The sequence below is a fragment of the Plantactinospora solaniradicis genome, from assembly GCF_042658085.1.
In the GTDB taxonomy this organism is placed as follows: Bacteria; Actinomycetota; Actinomycetes; order Mycobacteriales; family Micromonosporaceae; genus Plantactinospora; species Plantactinospora solaniradicis.
Window position 1 is genome coordinate 139,717 of sequence record NZ_JBHSPR010000085.1, and the last position, 19,904, is coordinate 159,620.

General features: G+C 69.9%; 18 protein-coding genes and 1 pseudogene. 14 read left to right on the plus strand and 5 right to left on the minus strand.

All coding sequences use genetic code 11. The features are described 5' to 3' along the window. Positions 1-16: 16 nt before the first annotated feature. The 3 genes and pseudogenes from ACFP2T_RS44435 to ACFP2T_RS44445 all read right to left on the minus strand — a co-directional run. Positions 17-2,368 (minus strand): FtsX-like permease family protein, encoded by a 2,352-nt coding sequence (locus ACFP2T_RS44435; RefSeq protein WP_377433202.1) that lies wholly within the window; start codon positions 2,366-2,368, stop codon positions 17-19. Continuing rightward, entirely contained in the window at positions 2,365-3,063 is a 699-nt protein-coding gene (locus ACFP2T_RS44440; RefSeq protein ID WP_377433204.1) for an ABC transporter ATP-binding protein, read from the minus strand. Before ACFP2T_RS44440 ends, ACFP2T_RS44435 begins: the two co-directional genes overlap by 4 nt. Before the next feature lie 110 nt (positions 3,064-3,173). Next, positions 3,174-3,683, minus strand: a pseudogene (locus ACFP2T_RS44445) (PadR family transcriptional regulator); the annotation flags it as partial. A 184-nt stretch (positions 3,684-3,867) separates the two neighbouring features. On the opposite strand from ACFP2T_RS44445, the gene urtA reads away from it, so the two are divergent. The 12 genes from urtA to ACFP2T_RS44505 all read left to right on the plus strand — a co-directional run bounded on the left by urtA (position 3,868) and on the right by ACFP2T_RS44505 (position 16,497). After that, positions 3,868-5,091 carry an urea ABC transporter substrate-binding protein gene (urtA, locus tag ACFP2T_RS44450; RefSeq protein ID WP_377433207.1) on the plus strand — a complete coding sequence of 408 codons (1,224 nt, stop codon included), beginning with the start codon at positions 3,868-3,870 and terminating at the stop codon, positions 5,089-5,091. A 56-nt stretch (positions 5,092-5,147) separates the two neighbouring features. After that, positions 5,148-6,029 (plus strand): urea ABC transporter permease subunit UrtB, encoded by an 882-nt coding sequence (urtB, locus tag ACFP2T_RS44455; protein ID WP_196200968.1) that lies wholly within the window; start codon positions 5,148-5,150, stop codon positions 6,027-6,029. 73 nt (positions 6,030-6,102) lie between these two features. Next, positions 6,103-7,371 (plus strand): urea ABC transporter permease subunit UrtC, encoded by a 1,269-nt coding sequence (urtC, locus tag ACFP2T_RS44460; RefSeq protein ID WP_377433208.1) that lies wholly within the window; start codon positions 6,103-6,105, stop codon positions 7,369-7,371. Then, entirely contained in the window at positions 7,368-8,135 is a 768-nt protein-coding gene (urtD, locus tag ACFP2T_RS44465; RefSeq protein ID WP_377433209.1) for an urea ABC transporter ATP-binding protein UrtD, read from the plus strand. The genes urtC and urtD overlap by 4 nt, the downstream gene beginning before the upstream one ends. Further along, positions 8,136-8,831 carry an urea ABC transporter ATP-binding subunit UrtE gene (gene urtE / locus ACFP2T_RS44470; RefSeq protein WP_196204201.1) on the plus strand — a complete coding sequence of 232 codons (696 nt, stop codon included), beginning with the start codon at positions 8,136-8,138 and terminating at the stop codon, positions 8,829-8,831. Between the two features lie 297 nt (positions 8,832-9,128). After that, positions 9,129-9,467, plus strand: coding sequence for a hypothetical protein (locus tag ACFP2T_RS44475; RefSeq protein WP_377433211.1), 339 nt, complete (start codon positions 9,129-9,131; stop codon positions 9,465-9,467). Then, entirely contained in the window at positions 9,464-9,709 is a 246-nt protein-coding gene (locus tag ACFP2T_RS44480) for a hypothetical protein (protein ID WP_377433212.1), read from the plus strand. The genes ACFP2T_RS44475 and ACFP2T_RS44480 overlap by 4 nt, the downstream gene beginning before the upstream one ends. Continuing rightward, on the plus strand, positions 9,706-10,824 hold the full coding sequence (locus ACFP2T_RS44485; protein WP_377433213.1) for a radical SAM protein: 1,119 nt from the start codon (positions 9,706-9,708) through the stop codon (positions 10,822-10,824). Before ACFP2T_RS44480 ends, ACFP2T_RS44485 begins: the two co-directional genes overlap by 4 nt. An 18-nt stretch (positions 10,825-10,842) precedes the next feature. Then, complete coding sequence (locus tag ACFP2T_RS44490; RefSeq protein WP_377433214.1) at positions 10,843-11,949, plus strand: radical SAM protein; 1,107 nt, start codon at positions 10,843-10,845, stop codon at positions 11,947-11,949. Further along, complete coding sequence (locus tag ACFP2T_RS44495) at positions 11,946-13,178, plus strand: 2OG-Fe(II) oxygenase (protein WP_377433216.1); 1,233 nt, start codon at positions 11,946-11,948, stop codon at positions 13,176-13,178. Before ACFP2T_RS44490 ends, ACFP2T_RS44495 begins: the two co-directional genes overlap by 4 nt. Before the next feature lie 32 nt (positions 13,179-13,210). Beyond that, on the plus strand, positions 13,211-14,158 hold the full coding sequence (locus ACFP2T_RS44500) for a glycosyltransferase family 2 protein (RefSeq protein WP_377433217.1): 948 nt from the start codon (positions 13,211-13,213) through the stop codon (positions 14,156-14,158). A 218-nt stretch (positions 14,159-14,376) separates the two neighbouring features. Further along, positions 14,377-16,497 (plus strand): WD40 repeat domain-containing protein, encoded by a 2,121-nt coding sequence (locus ACFP2T_RS44505; RefSeq protein WP_377433218.1) that lies wholly within the window; start codon positions 14,377-14,379, stop codon positions 16,495-16,497. On the opposite strand, the gene ACFP2T_RS44510 is transcribed toward ACFP2T_RS44505, so the two are convergent. Continuing rightward, positions 16,473-17,033, minus strand: coding sequence for a PaaI family thioesterase (locus tag ACFP2T_RS44510; protein WP_377433219.1), 561 nt, complete (start codon positions 17,031-17,033; stop codon positions 16,473-16,475). The two genes, ACFP2T_RS44505 and ACFP2T_RS44510, sit on opposite strands and share 25 nt — an antisense overlap. Before the next feature lie 54 nt (positions 17,034-17,087). Here ACFP2T_RS44510 and ACFP2T_RS44515 point away from each other — a divergent pair, with 54 nt between their 5' ends. Further along, a complete protein-coding gene (locus tag ACFP2T_RS44515; RefSeq protein ID WP_377433220.1) occupies positions 17,088-17,564 on the plus strand; it encodes a winged helix-turn-helix transcriptional regulator in 477 nt (158 codons plus the stop codon). A 71-nt stretch (positions 17,565-17,635) separates the two neighbouring features. Here ACFP2T_RS44515 and ACFP2T_RS44520 read toward each other — a convergent pair whose 3' ends face one another. Then, a complete protein-coding gene (locus ACFP2T_RS44520) occupies positions 17,636-18,478 on the minus strand; it encodes an SGNH/GDSL hydrolase family protein (protein ID WP_377433221.1) in 843 nt (280 codons plus the stop codon). 213 nt (positions 18,479-18,691) lie between these two features. Between ACFP2T_RS44520 and ACFP2T_RS44525 the strand changes: the two genes are divergently transcribed. Next, positions 18,692-19,738: a S1 family peptidase gene (locus tag ACFP2T_RS44525; protein ID WP_377433222.1), complete on the plus strand. Its 1,047-nt coding sequence runs from the start codon at positions 18,692-18,694 to the stop codon at positions 19,736-19,738. Positions 19,739-19,904 lie beyond the last annotated feature (166 nt).

A 19,904-nucleotide genomic window follows, 5' to 3' on the forward strand; every position in this document is an offset into this window, starting at 1 on the left:
GAAGGGGCCCTTCCTTTCACTCGGTGCGGAGGCCGTTGGGGCGGAGGAGGCGCCAGAGGGCGGGCAGGCTGAACGCCGTCACGAGTAGGACGACGGCAGCGGCGATGCCGGACATGCCGGCGAGGCCGGTCCAGTCGAGGCGTAGTGGCTCGCCGACCATCACCAGGAGGGTGGCGCCGAGCGCCGTACCGATGACGATCGCCAGCACCAGTCCGAGCAGCACCGGTACCGCCGTCTGCCACAGCACCGACCAGCTCAGCGTGCTGCGCCGGGTGCCGAACGCGACAAGTACGGCGAGCATGCGACGCCGTTCCCGCAACTGCTCCAGGGTGCCGACCAGCAGGCTGGCGCCGAGCAGCAGCAGCGTCGCCAGTACGCCGATGAACAGCCCTCGGCGGATCTGGGTGAACCGGTCGACCTGGTAGGTGGCGTCCATGGTCTGCACCTGCATTCCGGGGCCCAGCGGGGTCACCGCGTTGCGGATCAGCTCGATGGTCTCCGGTTGGCTCCGGTCCACGGCGAGAAAGATGAAGGCGTTCAGGCCGGCGAGCGTACCCAGTTGCACCGCGTCCGGGGTGGCCAGGATGCCGGTGACCTGCCTGCCGATGGGATCCGGCCGGGACTCGGCCGAGCGGATGCCGGCCGGTACCGTCCACGGGGTGCCTGCCCGGTCACCGAGTTCCACCCGCTGCCCGGCGGTGGGCAGCGGCGGATTCGAGCCCTCCGCCCCGTGGTCGACGAGCGCGAAGACGTCGCCGTCGGTGCAGCTGTCCAGGGTGGCCAGCTCCCGCAGCGCCTGACAATCCCCGATCCGTAGCGCATTGGACGGTCGGTACCCGTCCGCGTCACGCGGCGTACCCACCGCCGCGAGTTCGGTGTCGAGCGTGCCGAGCACCTGACGGACGCCGGGGACCGCCCGGAGTCGCTCGCTGAGCGGTCCGACGTCGGCCCCGTCCACGACGTCGTAGCCGCTGACCACTACCTGGGCCCGGTTGACGTTGTGCCCGGAGGAGAGCACGTAGTTGTGCTGGATGCCGGAGAAGAGCATCTGTAGCGCGATCCCGCCCGCCACGGCCACCGCGACCCCGCTGACCAGCCGGGCCGAGGTCTCGCTGTCGAGTTGGAGCCGGCGGATGGCGAGCTGCCAGGAGACGGAGCCGCCGTGGAGCCGGCGCACCACCGCCTCGACCAGCCAGGGCAGCAGTGCGGCGACGCCGACGAGCAGCAGCACGACGCCGGTGACCACCTGTGCCTCGTTGAAGGCGCCACCGGCCTGGTCGATGCCGCCCAACAGCGGCAGGAGCAGCACCAGTCCGCCGATCGGCAGGGCCAGCCGCCACCAGAGCCGGCGGCGTCGACCGGTCGAGCGGCGGACCACGCCGAGGGGTTCGATGACGACCCGCCGCAGCGCGAGTTGGGCCACCACGACCGCCGTGCTCGGCACCGCCAGCGCGACCAGCACGGCGAGCGCCGGGTTCGGCCGGATGTCCCCGGCGTACACGCTGATGTCCCACAGCGTGATCCCCTCGACGAGCTGCCGGCCGATCAGGAAGAAAACGGCGCCGAAGGCGAGGCCGAGCACCGCGCCGAGCAGGGCCTCGCCGGCCGCGATCCGTCGGGTCATCACCCCGTCCGCGCCGACCAGGCGCAGCGCGGCCAGCCGCCGGTCCCGGTTCTCGCCGCCGAACCGCGCCGCGGCGGCGATGAAGACCGCGATCGGCAGCAGCAGCACCACGAAGATGATCAGGACCAGCAGCAGGAGTACCGGGTCGAGGCCCTCTCTGGTCGATTCGCTGCCGAAATGATCGATCCGGACGCCGGTGGATCCAGGCCGGAGTTGGTCGGTGCCGAGGTAGAAGGCGTACTCGCCCGGACCGGAGAGGCCCTCGGCGCCGATGGTGCCGGTCACCGGCTGTGGCAGCCGGGGCTTGAGCAGCGCACCCTCTTCGGCCGCGAGCAGTTGGCCCAGTGCCGGGGAGACGAACAGTTCGCCGGGCCGGGGGAGTGCGGTCAGGCCGGGCGGCACCGGCGGGTGTGCTCCTTCCGGTTGCAGCATCCGGCCCCGGATCGGCTGCTCGCGGTACTCGGTGTCGACGTTCGCAACCAGCAGGGTCCGGTCGCCCGGTGGCGGCTCGGGTGCACCTATGAACTGGTCGTCGCGGGCGGCGGTCCGGTCGTCGCGTTCTCCCAGCATGGTCGAGATTGAGGTGCCGCCGAGCAGCAGCGCCACGCCGAGGCCGACTCCGATCGCGGCCATCAGCGTTCGGACCATTCCGTTCCGTCCGCCGGTGAAGACAAGTCTGGCGCCGAGCGCCAGGTCCGCGATCCAGCCCGTGCCCGCCCGCTGCCGGCTGATCCGCCCGCTCATCGCGGCGCCAGCACGGTCTCGCGGGTGCGGCCGTCGCGCACCACGATCTCCCGATCGGCGTACGCGGCGACGCGTGGCTCGTGGGTGACCAGCACCACCGCCGCACCGGCCTGCCGAGCGGCCTCGGTGAGCAGCCGCATCACCTGTTCGCCGTTGAGCGAGTCCAGCGCTCCGGTCGGTTCGTCGGCGAAGACCACCCGGGGGGCGGTGACCAGGGCGCGGGCCACCGCGACCCGTTGCCCCTGGCCGCCGGAGACCTCGCCGGGGCGCTGCCCGGCCACGTCGGCCACCTCCAGCCGGGTCAGCCACTCCGCCGCCCGGCGCTCGGCCTCGCGTCGCCGGACCCGGTCCAGGCGCAGTGGCAGCGCGACGTTCTCCAGGCAGGTCAGTTCGGGCACCAGTTGCCCGAACTGGAACACGAAGCCGAACTCGCTCCGGCGCAGGGCGCTGCGCTCGGTGTCGGACATCGCGGAGAGTTCCCGGTCGCGGTAGTGCACCTCGCCCGCGTCCGGCCGGACGATGCCGGCCAGGCAGTGCAGCAGGGTGGACTTGCCGGAGCCGGACGCCCCCATCACGGCGACGATCTCGCCGGCCCAGACCCGGAGGGTCGCCCCGTCGAGTGCCGGCGTCGACCCGTACGCCTTGTGCAGGTCGATTCCGGCCAGCAGTGGTTGCTTCTCGGTGGACTCGGTCATGTCGTCTCCTGGCTGCTGAGCTGGGCCGGCACGTGCTGCGGCGCGGCGTCGCCGGGCGGAGCCGGCGTGGCCCCGTCGGGCGGGTTCGGCGTGGCTCTGTCGTGCAGGGTGGCCGCCAGATGGTCGAGCCGGGCGGTGGTCAGTTCCAGCCAGCGCAGGTCGGCCTCGAGGTGGAACAGCGCGAAGTCGCAGATGAGCTGGTCGGCGAGGTCCCCGTCGGCCTTCCGTCGGGTCAGTTCGCGCATCAGCCGCAGGTGCTCGGCGCGTTGGATGTCGAGGATGTCGGCGGCGTTCCGGCCGGTCAGTAGCCCGAGCACCACCTTCGCGTACAGGGTGTTCTGTAGGTAGACGTCGGGCTTCTCCGGCTGGGACAGCCAGCGCTGGACGTCGGTCACCCCCGCGGTGGTGATCGCGTAACGCTTGCGCTCGGGGCCGGCGCCGGGTTCCACCCCGTCGACCTCGACGAGCCCGCTCTTGAGCAGCCGGGCCAGGGTCGAGTAGACCTGCCCGTAGTGCAGCGGGCGGCCCTGGCCGAACCGCTCGTCGTAGAGCCGTTTCAGCTCGTAGCCGTGCCGGGGATTCGCCTCCAGCAGGCCGAGGAAGGTCTGTCCGATTGACATGGGCCAGACTCTACACCACGCGTATACACACCATGTATAGCCGGGGTGTGTACTCACTTCCGGTCCGATCCGGGTTGTGAGGTTCCCTTAACGCGTTGGACATCGATGCACTCAGATTTATGAAATCCTTCATTCCTACGGTTCGTGGCACCAAGCAGCAGCCCTCGGCGAAAGGGGTAGGCGGATGCCACGAGGCGTGCGGAACCGGCTGGTCATGCTGGCCGCGGCGGCGGTGTTACTGGCCGCTGGCGGATGTGCCGAGGACCCGACGTCGGCGTCGGGCGCGGGCGGCGGGAACACCATAAAGGTGGGCATTCTGCACTCGTTGAGCGGCACGATGGCGATCAGCGAGGTGACCGTACGGGATGCCGAACTGCTCGCCATCGAGGAGATCAACGCAGCGGGTGGACTGCTCGGCAAGCAGATCGAGCCAGTGGTCGAGGACGGCGCGTCGGACTGGCCGACCTTCGCCGAGAAGGCGCAGAAACTCATCTCGCAGGACAAGGTCGCCACGGTCTTCGGCGGCTGGACCTCGGCCAGTCGCAAGGCGATGCTGCCGGTCTTCGAGCGGAACAAGGCGCTGCTCTGGTACCCGGTGCAGTACGAGGGGCTGGAGAGCTCGCCGTACATCTTCTACACCGGTGCGACCACCAACCAGCAGATCGTGCCGGGGCTGGACTACCTGAAGGAACAGGGCAAGAAGAGCATCTTCCTGGTCGGCAGCGACTACGTCTTCCCACGCACCGCAAACAAGATCATCAAGGCGTACGCGGCGGCGAACGGGATGACGGTGCTCGGCGAGGAGTACACCCCGCTCGGCCACACCGAGTACAGCACGGTGGTGAACAAGCTCCAGCAGGCCAAGCCCGACGCGGTGTTCAACACCCTGAACGGGGACAGCAACGTGGCCTTCTTCAAGCAGCTGCGCAGCGCCGGCATCACCGCCGCCGCGATGCCGACCGTCTCGGTCAGCGTGGCCGAGGAGGAGGTGGTCGGGATCGGCCCGGACAACGTCGCCGGGCACCTGGTCGCGTGGAACTACTACCAGACCACCAGCGGCGCCCGGAACGACACCTTCGTGAAGGCGTTCAAGGCCAAGTACGGCACCGCCAAGGTCACCTCCGACCCGATGGAGGCCGGCTACAACGCGGTGTACCTGTGGGCCGAGTCGGTGAAGAAGGCGGGCAGCGTGGACGTCGAGGCGGTCAAGAAGGCCTCGGCCGGCATCTCGCTGGAAACCCCCGAGGGGACCGTCACGATCGACGGCGAGAACCAGCACGTCTTCAAGACCGCCCGGATCGGGCTGGTGCAGCCGGACGGCCAGATCAAGGAGGTCTGGAACTCCGGCAAGCCGATCAAGCCCGACCCGTACCTGAAGGGCTACCAGTGGGCGACGGGCCTGTCCTGAACAGGCCGTACGGACCCTGACTGACGGCTGCGACCCGGGACGGAGGCGCCGGAACCATGGCGACACTCAACCAACTGGTGATCGGGGCGAGTATCGGAGCGGTGCTGCTCCTGATCGCCCTGGGCCTGACCTTCACGTTCGGCCAGATGGGCGTGATCAACATGGCCCACGGCGAGTTCATCATGGCCGGCGCCTACACCGCGTACCTGCTGCAACCGCTGGTCGGTACGCAGTCGGTGGTCGTCGCCCTGCCGGTGGCGTTCGGCGTCGCCGGGGTGCTGGGGCTGATCCTCGAACGGCTGGCCATCCGGCACTTCTACGGCCGACCGCTCGACACCCTGCTACTCACCTGGGGGATCAGCCTCATCCTGCAACAGGTCGCCCGGGACATCTTTGGCGCACCGAACGTGCAGGTACGCGCGCCGGGCTGGCTCACCGGCGGTCTCGACCTCGGCGGCGTACGGCTGCCGTACAACCGGGTCTTCATCATGGTGCTCGCCGCCGGCTGCGTCGTGGCGATCTGGCTCTATCTGACCCGGCTGCGGCACGGCCGGCGGATGCGCGCGGTGATGCAGAACCGGCAGCTCGCGGCGGTCAGCGGGGTGGCCACCGAGCGGGTCGACCAGCTCACCTTCTTCATCGGCTCCGGCCTGGCCGGAGTGGCCGGGGTCGCGCTCACCCTGATCGGACCGGTCGGCCCGACGCTGGGCACCAACTACATCGTCGACGCGTTCCTGGTGGTCGTGGCCGGCGGCCTCGGGCAACTACGGGGCGCGGTCATCGCCGCCTTCGCCCTCGGCATCCTGAACAGTTTCGTCGAATTCTGGGTCGACAACGGGGCCAGTTTCGCCAAGGTGGTGGTGTTCGCCGTGATCATCGGATTCCTCCAGGTACGTCCGCAGGGCATGTTCGTCGTGCGTACCCGGGCATTGTCATGACCGAGCGGAGCGAGGTCATCAGCCAGCGCAGTCAACCAGGTCATGGCGACGACGAGCGAAGCGAGGAGACGACATGACCGCGCCGGCTGGCGGGAACGGTGCGGTGGCGACCGCGCCCAGGTCACCGGTGGAGGCCGCGCCCAGGTCACCGAGGATGGCCGCGCCGGACCGGCGACGGCTGGCCGGACCGGCGCTGTTCGTCGCGGTCGGGTTGCTGCTGATGGTGGTCGCACCGGTGTTGCTGTCGCCGTTCCGGCTGGACCTGCTCGGCAAGTACCTCTGCTTCGCCATCGTCGCGGTCGGGATCGGCCTGGCGTGGGGCCGGGGCGGCATGCTCACGCTCGGCCAGGGAGTCTTCTTCGGCCTCGGCGGCTACGCGATGGGCATGCACCTCAAACTCCGGGAGGCCGGTCCGGGCGGACTGCCGGACTTCATGGTCTGGAGCGGGGTGGAGAGCCTGCCGGCGCTGTGGCGGCCGTTCGCCAACCCGGTCTTCGCGATCGCCATGGTGGTGCTGCTGCCGGTGGCCGTGGCCGTGCTGCTCGGCCTGCTGGTGTTCCGGCAGCGGGTCCGGGGGGCCTACTTCGCCGTCCTCTCCCAGGCGCTGGCCGCCGCCTTCGTCATCCTGCTGGTCGGCCAGCAGGGGCTGACCGGCGGCACCAACGGGCTGACCAACTTCCAGATGTTCTTCGGGCTGGACCTCTACCAGCCCGCCGACAAGCGGATCCTCTACCTGGTCGTGGTGCTGGTGCTCGGGGCGATGTTCCTGGTCGCCTGGCAACTCGCGCGGAGTCGCTTCGGCCAGCTCCTGGTCGCGGTCCGGGACGGCGAGGACCGGGTGCGCTTCCTCGGGTACGAGCCGGCGGTGGTGAAGACCATCGCGTTCGCCGTGTCCGCCGCGATGGCCGGGATCGCGGGTGCGCTCTTCGTACCGATGGTCGGGCTGCTCAGCCCCGCCAACCTGGGTATCGTCGCCTCGCTGGAACTGCTGATCGGGGTGGCGATCGGTGGCCGGTTCTCGCTGGCCGGCGCGGTCGGTGGGGCGCTGCTGGTCAACTATGCCAAGACCATCTTCAGCGAGGAGTCGGCGGACAACTGGATCTACCTCCAGGGCGCCATGTTCGTCGTGGTGATGATCTGGGCGCCGCGCGGTCTCGCCGGGTTGGCCGCCGATGCCCGGGCCGCCGTAGCGGACCGCCGTCTGCGCCGGGCGCGGCCCGCCGCCGTCCCGGCACCCGCCGAGCGGGCACCGACGGCACCACCGGGTACGGCCGAGTCGAACGGATCGGTGGGTACGGGTGTGCCGGCGGTGGCCGCCGAGCGCGGCGAGGTGGGATCATGACCGATCTGTTGCAGGTCCGGGGACTGAACGTCGTCTTCTCCGGATTCCGGGCCATCACCGACCTCGACTTCACCGTCAACGCCGGCGAGCTGCGGTTCCTGATCGGGCCCAACGGGGCCGGCAAGACCACGTTGATCGACGTGATCACCGGTCTTACCAGGCCGGAGTCGGGCTCGGTCCGGTTCGCCGGCCACGAGATGCGCGGCCGGCGCGAGCACCAGATCGTCCGGCTCGGGATCGGCCGTACCTTCCAGACGTCGGTCGTCTTCGAGCAGTTGACCGTGCTGGAGAACCTGGATCTCGCCGCGACCTTCCGGCGCCCGCTCGGCACGCTGCTGCGTCGACGGCGGGGAGTCGCCGATCTGGTCGCGTCGGCCCTGGACACCACCGGCCTGGCGGATCTGGCGAACCGGCCCGCAGGGGTGCTGTCGCACGGCCAGCGGCAGTGGCTGGAGATCGGCATGCTGCTGGCGCAGTCTCCCCGGCTGTTGCTGCTGGACGAGCCGGTGGCCGGGATGAGCCGGGACGAGCGGGCCCGCACCGGCGAACTGCTGCGACAGGTCGCCCGGGACCACACCGTCATCGTGGTCGAACACGACATGGACTTCCTGCGCCGGTTCGCCAGCACGGTCACCGTGCTGCACGAGGGCCGGCTGCTCTGCGAGGGGACGGTCGCCCAGGTGCAGGCCGACCCCCGGGTGCAGGAGGTGTACCTCGGCCGGACCCGCAAGGAGAGTGCCGAGCTGGTCAAGGAGGTCGGGTAGATGTTGACGGTGCAGGGTCTGGACGTGGCGTACGGCCGGGCGCAGGTGCTCTTCGGAGTGGACCTGGAGGCACCGGCCGGTGCCCTGGTCTGCGTGATGGGCCGGAACGGGGTGGGCAAGACGACCCTGCTCAAGGCGATCATGGGTGTGCTTCCGGTCCGGGCCGGTCGGGTCGTCTTCGCCGGGGAGGAGATCACCGGCCTCAAGACGCACGAACGGGTACGCCGGGGCCTCGGCTACGTGCCCCCGGGCCACGAGACCTTTCCGCAGCTCACCGTCGCGGAGAACCTCCAGGTCGCGGCGGAGGCGGCGGGGGAGGTCAGCCGGGGCGCGGTGGACGAGGCCCTCGACCTCTTCCCGGCGCTGCCGGCGTTGCTGCGCCGACGGGCCGGTTTCCTCTCCGGCGGGCAGCAGCAGCAACTCGCCATCGCCCGCGCGCTGGTCAGCCGGCCGAAGATGCTGTTGCTGGACGAGCCGACCGAGGGCATCCAGCCGTCCATCATCCTGGAGATCGAGGAGGCGGTACAGCGGTTGCACTCCGAACTCGGCCTGGCGATCCTGCTGGTCGAGCAGTACCTGGACCTCGCACTGCGGGTGGCGGACCGTTTCGTGATCCTGGATGCCGGCGAGGTGGTCCGGTCCGGTGACCGGGAGGACCTCCGGGATCCGTCGGTGCACGGGCTGCTCTCGGTCTAGGACGCGTTCCACTCCCAGCTGCGCCAACGCCTCACCGACGGCGTCCAGCACACCGCTGGCCTGCCTCGCCATCACGGGGTCAACCATCGGGTATCAGCGACTATTTGTACCACTTTGTCGTTATCATCCTGGCAGGGTAGTTCCTGTCCTGGACGGACGAGCTGCCTGCCTTCGAACCGGTGACTCAACGGGGCTCCGCTGTCACCCGTACGGATGATCGGTCTTCGGCAGACCGTTCGTATCCGCCGCCGCCCTGTCCGGCTCGGGTGCCCGCAGCATCGAGGATCCGAGATCCTCGTGGCTTCCTACAAGGAGTTGATGGTGACCGAAGAGGCAAGGTACATCTCGAGGGACGAGGTGGAGGCGTTCGTCCGCAAGATGGAAGAGTGGAGCGGGCGACTCGACGACCGGGAAAAGATCCTGCTCCAGGCGATGCTGACGCCGCCGGAGACGATCCAGGGCGTGGTGCCGGCTGAGAAGGAGGGCTTCGAGTTCAGCCAGTTCACCATCGGCGTGCCACTCGAGAGTCTGCTCTGCCGGTTCCGCCAGGAGGAGACCGTCGACAAGCGGCTCTATATCAAATCGGCCGGCCCCAGTTGGGTCAGGTTCATCCAGCGGCGTCCTCCGGTCGCATGAACGGTGAGATCGGGATGGGTCAGGCCGGGCCCGACGGTCAGACCGCGGCAAGTTTGGCCGAGAAGTTGGCGGAGTGGGGAAAGGCGGCTCTCTCCGAGAAGGAGCGGGCGATTCTGCTGACCCTGGCGTGGCGTCACGCGGACCCGCTCGACCGGGTCCGGGTGCGGCGGGAAGACTTGCTGGACGAGGACGAAGAAAGGCTGGTCCGGGCGCTTGAGGTGGAGTTCGGGGGGCCGCCGTGACCGCGGTCGAACTGATCGTCAAGGCGACGCGGTTGTGCAATCTGCGATGCTCCTACTGCTACGACTGGCGCGCGGGTGCCGGCAACACCATGTCGTTCGAGACCCTGGCCCGGCTCCTGGCTCGTACGCTCACTCCAGCCGATCACGACGTTGTCGGTTTCGACTGGCACGGGGGTGAGCCGACGCTGCTGCCGCTCACCTTCTTCAAGAAGGCGTTGCATCTGCAGGATCGCTTCAGACGCCCGGAGCAGCTGGTCAGGAACGTCATCCAGACGAACGCCACCCTGATCACATCGGAATGGGCGAAATTCCTTGCCGAGAACAGCTTCGACGTGGGCATCAGCATCGACGGGCCGGCCGACGTGCACGACCGGTACCGCGTCGACCGGGCGGGAAGGCCCACGCTCGCCCGTACCCTCGAAGGCCTGGCGCGGCTGCGGGACCACGGTATCGAACCCGGGATAGGGATCGTCGTCGACAGGGCCGGGCTGGAGGCGGGTCCCGCAGCGCTGTTCGACTTCCTGGTGGCACACCGTGCGCGGCTCGTGGGGCTCAACTTCGTGATGCCGGAGGCCCTCGCGCCCGATGTGGGGGCGGTGGATCGCCGCCACTACGTCGACCCCGACGAATCCGCCGCGTTTCTCGTCGGCCTGTACGACCAGTGGCGCAGCCACGGTGACCCGGGGATCCACATCCGGGAGTTGGCGGCTCTCGTCGACTCGCTGCACGGTGTCCGGCCCGGACCCTGCACGCTGGCCGGCCGGTGTTTCGGGATCGTGTTCCGGATCGAGCCGAACGGCGATGTCTACCACTGTGACTATTTCGGTGAGGATCCCCGGTACCGCTGGGGAAACATCACCACCGACGACTTCGCCACGCTGCGGCAGAACCCGAGTTTGCGGATCCGGACCGCGACCCATGCCGGGGAGCGGAACAAGTTGCGCTCGTGTCCGGAGTTCAGCGTCTGCCACGGGTGGTGCCCGCATGTGCGGGCCACGGCACGGGAGCACCACGAGGGCTATCGCACCGATTGCTGCGGCCTCCGTGACCTCATCGCGCACATCCGCGCAAACCCGCCGGTACCGCGGGTCCGGACCGCGACGACGAGTGCCTGACCTGCCGAAGGAGTTGGCGTGACGCGCAACGTGGGACTCATCGTCAAGGTCACCCGCCATTGCAACCTGCGCTGTTCCTACTGCTACGACTGGCGATCCGGTCCGGAGCAACGGATGCCGTTCCGGGTTGCCGCTCGCATGACGGCTGCCGCGCTGGGTGACCGGGAACACCAGGCAGTGGAATTCCTGTGGCACGGCGGTGAGCCGACGTTGGTCCCCACCGAGTACTTCGAGAAGGTCATGGTGGTGCAGGCACGGCTGCGCCGACCCGGCCAGACGGTCGTCAACTCCATCCACACCAACGCGGTGAACATCGACCAGCGGTGGGTGGACCTGTTCCGGCGGCACAACTGGCAGGTCGGCATCAGCGTGGACGGCCCACGGCAGATGCACGACCGCCACCGCCTCGACGCCGCCGGGCGGGGCACCCTGGACCGCGCGCTGCGCGGCTATGCGGTGCTGCGGTCGGAGGGGCTCGGGGTCGGGGTGATCGCCGTGATCGACCGCAGCACGCTGGCTCTCGGGCCGGAGGCGCTCTTCGACTTCATGGTCGACGTCGGGATCGACAGCTACGGCGTCAACTTCGCCATGCCCGACCCGCAGCCGGATGCCCCGCCGGGTACCGCCGTGGCGCATTACATCACGACGAAGGAGCGGACCGAGTTCCTGATCGGCCTGTACGACCGGTGGCGGGCCGGCGGCGACAGGCGGATCGGCATCCGGGAGATCGATACCGTCCGACAGCGGCTGGCCAGAGTTCCTGGTTCCCTGCCCTGCACCTACGGCGGCAACTGCATCGGCAACCTCTACACCGTGGAGGCGAATGGCGATGTCAATCACTGCTGCTATCTGCTCGGTGACCCGAAGTACCAGTGGGGCAGCATCCTGAGCCAGGACTTCCCGGCCATTCGGCGGAGCCACAACATGATGACGATCATGGCTGAGCGTGCCGACGAGGAAGCGGCCCTGCAAACATGCCCTGAGGTCGCCGTTTGCCAGGGCGGATGTCCGATGGAGACGTACATGTCGGCCCGCCATGATCCTGAGCCGCTGATCGGCTGTTGCGGTCAGGCCGAGTTCATCCGGCACGTACGCGCGCATCCGGCCTGGGAGTGGGACCGGTGAGTGGGCGGCCGGACGACCACGGTGCCGCTCCTGTCTCCACCCTGAGCAAGGACGGCGACGACCGGGTCGGGGCGGGGCTGGTCGAGGACCCGTACCCGCATGCGGTGCTGGAGGCAGTGCTGGGTGAGGCCGAGTCGGGTGAACTCCTGCGCTGGCTCTCCGAGGATGCGTCGTGGGTGGTGGAGAGCAACGATCTTTACACCCAGTACCGGTGCACGAACATCCTGGACCTGATCTGCTGCGATCGGGTCCGCATCAGGTCCGCTCTCCTGCGGCTCGCCGGGGTGCTGGAGCAGACCTTCGACGTCTGTATCGATCGTCGACGAGTCGAGATCAGCGCCCACAAGCTGGTGCGGGGTCAGTACATCGGAGCGCACACCGACATGCCGCACGGGGTGACGGAGACCCATCGGGCGGTCATCTCCGTCGCCTCGCCCACGGCGCCGGTGGTCGGGGGAGAACTGACTCTCCTACGCTCCGAACATCCGTCCGACGCGGCGGTGCGGATCGCCCACAGCCACGACCGCGCCGTGCTCATGGAGCTGTCCGACCGTTCCCTCCACGCGGTCACCCCGGTACGCAGCGGAAGCCGGTACTCGATCGTGACGGGATACTGGACCGTGGACCCCGGCTGGGAGTCCGTGCCGCACGACCATCAGAGGACGCCCCTGCCCCGCCACCTGATGCGGGTCCTGGAACGCCTGGGCGCGTGCAGCGTTCCCCATGCCGGTCGCCACGTGCGCTCCGCCGACCACCGCGCCAAGCCTCGTCCGCTCTGTGCCCACCTCGCCGGCACGTACGCCGTCCTGCGGAACTGGGGCGCCGAGCCGGACGTCTGTGCGGCAGGGCTCCTCCACGGCCTCTACGGACCACTCGGAATCGGTACGGCGCTGCTCTGGATCGACGAGCGTGACGTGCTACGAAAAGCCGTCGGCGCGAGGGTCGAGGAACTGGTCTATCTCTATTCGGTGCTCGACCGGCGCAGCGACGAGGTCTCCGCGGACGGCCTGTACCGAACCCGGCTGCTGGGACGTGACCTGATGGAGACGATCGACGGCGCCAAGCTGGCCGCCGTGTTCCTCATCTCGTGGGCGAGCCGGCGTGAGCAGGCCCCCCGCGCGGGACTGTCGCCGGGCGAAGCCGACGAGATCACGGCGCGGCTGGAGCTGTTCGATTCGCTGGTCCCGGACCGTGCGGCGGCGGACCTGCGGACGACATTCGGATTCTGACCGAACGGGCACACCCGACGGAAGGAGGGGCGGTGCGATCGGCGATGACCGTGACGGTCATCGGAGCGACCAGGAACGCGCGGGTCGCGACCCGCCTGACCTACGCCTCGTTCCGGCGCCATACACCCGAACCGGTCCGCGTTCTGCTCGCGGACAACGGCTCCGTGGATGGCACCCTGGAAGATCTGCGCCGCCTCGACTGGGTCACCGTCTGGTCGCTCGACGAGCGGAAGCGGCTGGCGGAGGCCGACGTGGCCCGCGTCCGCCGGGGCATCCGTCGGTTGGCGGCCGGCCTGGACTCGCTCGCCGAGGAACTTCCGGATCGGCAGCGGTCCCTGCTGGAGCGGGTCCGGACCGAGATCGACGTGCGGGTGCCCAGCGACGAGGAGTTGTGCCGGCACTCCACCGCGTTGGACTGGCTCGTGACCAAGGTCGAGACCCCGTACTTCCTGCTCCTGGATTCGGACGTGGAGTTCCTCGACACCGGATGGTTGACCGACCTGGTCGATCTGGCGGAGCGGGAAGGGCTGGCTGCCGTCGGGGAGTACGAGCCGGCCCGGTTCCCCGTCCAGCCACGCCTGGCGACGTACCTCCTGCTGCTCCGTACCGACGTGTTCCGGTCCCTGCGGGTGCCGTTCCGGTCGGTGCTGCGTTTCGGCGACCCGGACGAGGAACGTCGCTGGCACGCGCGGGAGCTCGACCCGGTGCTGGATCCGTCCGCCTTCGACGGCTACGGCTCGGCAGCCTTCTACGACACGGCGGCGGTGCTCTTCGAGAGGATCCAGCAGCGAGAACTACCCTGGAGGTCGTTCCCGCGAGAGATCGCCGACAAGTTCCATCACCTGGGGCACATGTCCTGGGCCGCCGACGCTGGTCACGAGTACGTCGGGGTCGAACTGCTGCACGAGCACGTGCGGGCTGCCAACGAGCACGCTCTGCACCGCCTCGCAAGCTGCTACGGCGGGGGCGCTCTCGGGTGAAGCTCGCCTCGGACCGGCTCGGCCACGTGCCGCTGCGGTAGTGGGACGGGCCGGGGGATCTGGCGGTTGTGCCGGTCGAATCGGCTATGTCGGTCCTGCCGGTGATGCCGGTCCTTGCCGGCGTGTCCGACACCGGCGCCATCCGGACTAAACTGCCGAACCATGCTCGTCGATGCGACGCTGCTCGATGATCGCGCCTCCGCCTCCGCTCTCCACCGATGACCGGCGGAGGGGCCTGGGCCACGGCCGGCAGTCCCGGAGTGCGGACCGTCGGCGGATCCGGCTGGTCCTGGCAGCCGGGCTGGACCTGGGGGCGGGACGGTCCCCGTCCCCACCCCGGGCTGGCCCGCCCCGGGCCGTACCAGCCGGTGCCGGCGTGGGTCACCCAACTGGTCGGCTACACGGACGACCGGACCGGCCGACCGCACGCGCTGGTCACCAGCTACGCCGGGGCCCGGGTCGTCCTCGACCTCCTGGACGGGCGACTGGTCGGCGCGGTGGACGAGCGGGCCCACGCGAGCATCTGTGCGACCGTCCGGATAGCCGGCGAACTGATGATCGTGTCCGGCGCGGGATCGGGCTATCTACAGGTGAGCGACCTCGACAGCGGCCGTTCCCGGTGGCGGCGGTGGTGTGGGGACGTCCGTTCCCTGGGCACCGTCACCCTGGCCGGTCGGCCCTACGCGGTGTTGACCGGCGGCTCGCCGACCCTTCAGGTCTGGTCGCTGGCGGCGGACGGGGGCGAGCGGGTCGGCTCGCTGCGGGTCGGTGCGGAGCGGGTCGCCGTACTCGCCGCGACGGAGAGCGGCGACGACGCCATGGTGGCGGCCGGCACCGGCACCGGCAGGATCACGCTCTGGCGCCTGGTCGCCGATCCGGCCGACGGTGAGGGCGTACGCGGGGAGCCGCTCGGCGAGTACGCGTTCGAGGTGCCGGGCCTGGTGAACGTCCTGCGGTTCGCGGACTGGCAGGGACAGGGGGTCCTGCTCGGTGCCGCCGGGCGACTGGCCCGCGTCTGGGAGGTGCCCGGCGGGATGCCGCTCGGGCCGGTGTTCTCCGCGCACACCGGTCAGGTCAACTCGGTCGTCGCGGGGCGGTTCGGGGACCGTCCGGTGGTGTGGAGCGGTGACGACTCCACGGTACGGGCCTGGCTGCCCGAGTCCGGTACGCAGGTCGGGGAGGCGTTCCGCTATCCGTACGAGGCGGCACCGACCTGTACCATCGCCGCCGAGATCACCCGTCGGCCGATGCTGGTCACCGGTGACGCCGCCGGCCTGGTGTGGGTGTGGGATCCGGAACGGCCCTACCCGTTCCGCCGCGAGGCACCGACCGGAAGCCGTAGCGCCGAGCGGCCCGAAGACGTCCCAGGTCCGACCCGGCTCGCGATCACCGAGGTCGCCGGCCGCCCCGTCGTGCTCGCCGGGTTCGCCGGTCAGGCCGTCCGGGGCCTCGACCCGACGCGCGGCGTCGAGGTCGACGTACCACTCGACGGGTCGCCGGCCGCGCCGGTGCTGGTCGTGCCCGGACATCCGCCGTCGTTGGTCCGGATCGGGCTGGACACGATCGAGGTGTGGGACCCGGGCACGGGTACCCGGATCGGCGTGCCCCTGCCGTGTCCGGCCGTCGGCCCGGACGGTGCGCCGGGCCCGCTCGCATCGGGGCTGGTGGACGGCCGATGGGTGCTGCTGCTGGCCGCCGGGGAGGTGCTGTTCCGGCTCGACGTGCAGACCGGCCGGGTGACCGGCCCGCTGACCGGGCATTCCGGCCGGGTCCACGCGGTCACGATCGGGGAGGTGGCTGGGGTACCCGTGGTACTCAGCGCCGCCGACGACGACACCGTACGGCTGTGGGACGCGCGGTCCGGGCGGAGCGTGCGGACGGTCCTGGACGGTCATGGTGGTGCCGCGTACGCGGTCGCGGTCGCGACGGTCGACGGGCGCGGCCTGGTCTTCAGTGGGGGACGCAACGGCCAGGTCCGCAGCGTCGACCTGACCGACCTGGTGCACGCCGATCCGGACGGGTTCGGCTCGGGCCGGACGGACCTGATCGGGACCGGGCAGGCGGAGGAGTACGTCGATCCGGCCCTGCCCGAACCGGCGGTGCTGATGACCGCCACCGGGCCGGTGCGCTCGCTGGCCGTGACCCGGGCCGCCGGGACCGGCTGGCTGGTCGCCGCGGACGGTACCGTGCTGCGGTGGCATCCACTCGGGGACGTCACGTCGCCCGGTCAGCGGATCGAACTCGGCGCCACGGTGACGGATCTCGTGGCCCGGCCCGATCTCCTGGTGGTGGCGGCCGGCGACGGTCTGGTCGGTTACCGGCCGGTGGCGGCCGGCTGAGCCGCCGGGGCCGGGGTGTCGGGCTGAGCCACCGGGGCCTCGAAGAGCAGGCACGACGAGGTGGCATGGGCGACCAGACGGCCGCGTCCGTCGGTCAGTTTCGCCTCGGCCAGCGCGGTCCGGCGGCCTCGTTGCAGCACCGTGCCCTCGCAGCGCAGCAGTCCGCTGTCCACTGTCACCGGGCGGAGGAACTTGACGTTGAGATCCAGCGAGGTGTAGCCCATTCCGGCCGGCAGGGTGGTGTGCACGGCACATGCGGCGGCGGTGTCCAGCAGGATCGACAGCACGCCGCCGTGCACCGTGCCGAGCGGGTTGTAGTGGAACTCCTGTGCCGTCATCTCGACCGACACCCGGCCCTCGTCGGCGGTCATTCGGCCCATCGCGATCAGGTCGGTGACCGGTGGGGCGGGCAACTCGCCGGCGATCATCGCGCGCAGCAGTTCGAGCCCGCCGCGCCGGCCGAGGTGGGCGACGCCCTCCGCCGGATCGGACCAGGAGAAGGTGCGGTTACGGGTGTCGGGCTGCGTCTCGGTCATGGACGCAGCTTCCCAGCGGTTGCTGAGTCTGTCAATAAGACCTAGCCTGTCGGGATGGCGGCACCCGAGGCACTGGACTGGTCGGTCGAGAACTGCACGATCGCGCGCGCCATGGCGATCCTCGGCGAACGCTGGACCGTCGTCGTGCTCCGTGAGGTGTTCAGCGGGGTCCGACGCTTCGACGACATGCGCAGGCGCACGCAGATTCCCCGTCAGGTGCTCACCGACCGATTGACGATGCTGGTCGAGCAGGGCGTGCTGCGCCGCGAGCCGTACCGGGAGCCGGGTGCCCGGGTCCGGCACGAGTACCGACTCACCACGAAGGGGCTCGACCTGTGGCCCGTACTGGTGGCGGTGCTGGAATGGGGTGACCGCTACCTCGCCGACCCGGAGGGGTCACCGCTGACCACGGTGCACCGGGACTGTGAGGCCGAGGTGCGGGTGGTACTGCGCTGCGCGGTCGGCCACGAGGTGACCTCCCCGCGCGACGTCGCGCCACGTCCCGGCCCAGGTGCGCGTATCCACACCTGAGCCGGGATCGTTCGGGGTCGGTGTCCGGGCGACGCCGCAGGAGAGGTCTCCGGCGGCGTCGCAGCCGTGGACTACCAGGGGAAGCCGGCGCCGTAGGAGATGTTCGCGAGCGCCTGCTGCCCGGACGCGTTGGGGTGGAAGTAGTCCCAACTGGACAACTGGCCGAGCGCGAACGGGAAGTTGAACACCGCGTTGTCGTCGAAGGCGCAGTTGGACCCGTACGCGGCGCAGGCCTGGGCGAGCTGCGTGTTGAAGTCGACCACCCGCTGCCGTACCCGGTTGCGGCGGTCGACGTCGGCCTGGGCGTTCGAGGTCGGGTTGGCCAGCATCGACTGGCAGATGCCGAACAGTGACCAGGCCGAACGGGCGGCGACACTTCCCCGGCCGACCGACCACAGGCGCTGGATGTCAGGCACGCTGATCACGAACACCCGTGCGTTCGGCAGGCCGGACTTCAGCCGGCCGAGCGCCGCGTCGATGTTGCTCCGGAACGTGCCGACCGAGGTCATGCTCGACTCGGAACTGGTGCAGGCGTCGTTCGCGCCGATCAGCATCGTCACGTAGTCGACGCCCTGCGAGACGGCGGTGCCGGCCTGCCCGGCCATGTCCGCGGACTTGGCGCCGGACCGCCCGTCGTTGTGGTTGCGGCCGTTGATCGCCGGATTCACGGCGCGGATGCGCAGGTAGTGGCTGTTCACCGACGCGTCGTCGCCGGTGCTGAACGATCGGGACGGACAGTCAACGTACCAGCCGCAGGCGTTGAAGCCGCGGGTGATCGAGTCACCCATGCTGGCCATCGAGTTGGGGGGTGGGCCGGGGTCGGCGCTTGCCGGGCTGATCCCGACAGTGGTGACGAGCACGGCGGAGACGAGGAGCGTGGACAGGAGGGTGACGGTACGACGGACGGCGGACATGGGCGGCCTCCGGATCACGGTTGCCTTGGCCAGCTGAGGTGCGCGAATCATATAGACCGACCTCAGTCGCCACAACGCGTCGAACCATAAGGCATCTGTCCTCTACCAGCCGATATGCTAAGCATCTTGTTCATGATCTTAGATGTCTGAATACTCGTTAAGGATGTGCCAACTCGGCGCAGAAACCTCCAAACCCCCCATGGGAGGCTCCATATGCGACCCACAAGGTCCCCGATCCGCGTCGCCGCCGTGACGTTCGCGGCCGGATCCCTCGTCGCCGGGCTGTTGGTGTCCGTGCCCGCGCAGGCCGCGCCGGCCGTGGCCGCCTCGCCGGAAGCCGCGACGGCGTTGTCCGAGCGGCTCGGTGCCCGTTCCGCCGGTACGTACCTGGACGCCGGCGGCAAGATGGTCGTCACGGTGACCGACGAGGCCGCGGCCCGTGAGGTCCGGGCTGCCGGCGCGACCGCCAAGGTCGTCGCCCGGGGGTCCGCCGAACTCGCCGGCGTCACCGACGAGCTGTACCGCTCGGCCCGGATCCCCGGCACCGCCTGGTACGTCGACCCGGTCAGCAACCAGGTCGTCGTCGACGTGGACAGCACCGTCACCGGCGCCAAGCTCGCCAAGGTCAACGCGGTGGCGGCCAAGTTCGGTGGCGCCGTACGGGTCCAGGCGGTCCCCGGCACGCTGAGCACCACCATCTCCGGCGGCCAGGCGATCTACACCAGCGGCAGCCGGTGCTCGCTGGGCTTCAACGTCCGCAGCGGCAGCACCTACTACTTCCTCACCGCCGGGCACTGCACCAACGCCGGGGCGAACTGGTCCGCCAGCTCCGGCGGCTCCGTGATCGGCACCCGGGCCGGCAGCAGCTTCCCCGGCAACGACTACGGCATCGTCCGCTACAACAGCACCGCGCAGCAGCCCGGTGACGTCTGGCTGTACAGCGGCACCCGGGACATCACCGGTGCCGCCAACCCGACCGTCAACCAGTCGGTGCAGCGCAGTGGCAGCACCACCCAGGTGCGCAGCGGCCGGGTCACCGCGCTCAACGCCACCGTCACCTACCAGGGCAGCGGCACCGTCTCCGGCCTGATCCGGACCACCGTCTGCGCCCAGCCCGGCGACAGCGGCGGACCACTCTTCGCCGGCAACACGGCGCTGGGCCTGACCTCGGGCGGCAGCGGCAACTGCACCAGCGGCGGCACCACGTACTTCCAGCCGGTGGTCGAGGCGCTCAACGCGTACGGCGTCAGCGTCTACTGAGCTGACCGGTTCCCATGATCGGCGTGATCAGGTTCCCCTCGGTCGGTCGTCGGCGATCGCCGGCACCACCCCCTCCTGATCACGCCGATCATGGCCGTCCGGAGCGGACGGGTCGTCCGGGTCGGACGACCCGTCCGTTGCCGGATCCCGACGGCGTGATGCGGCG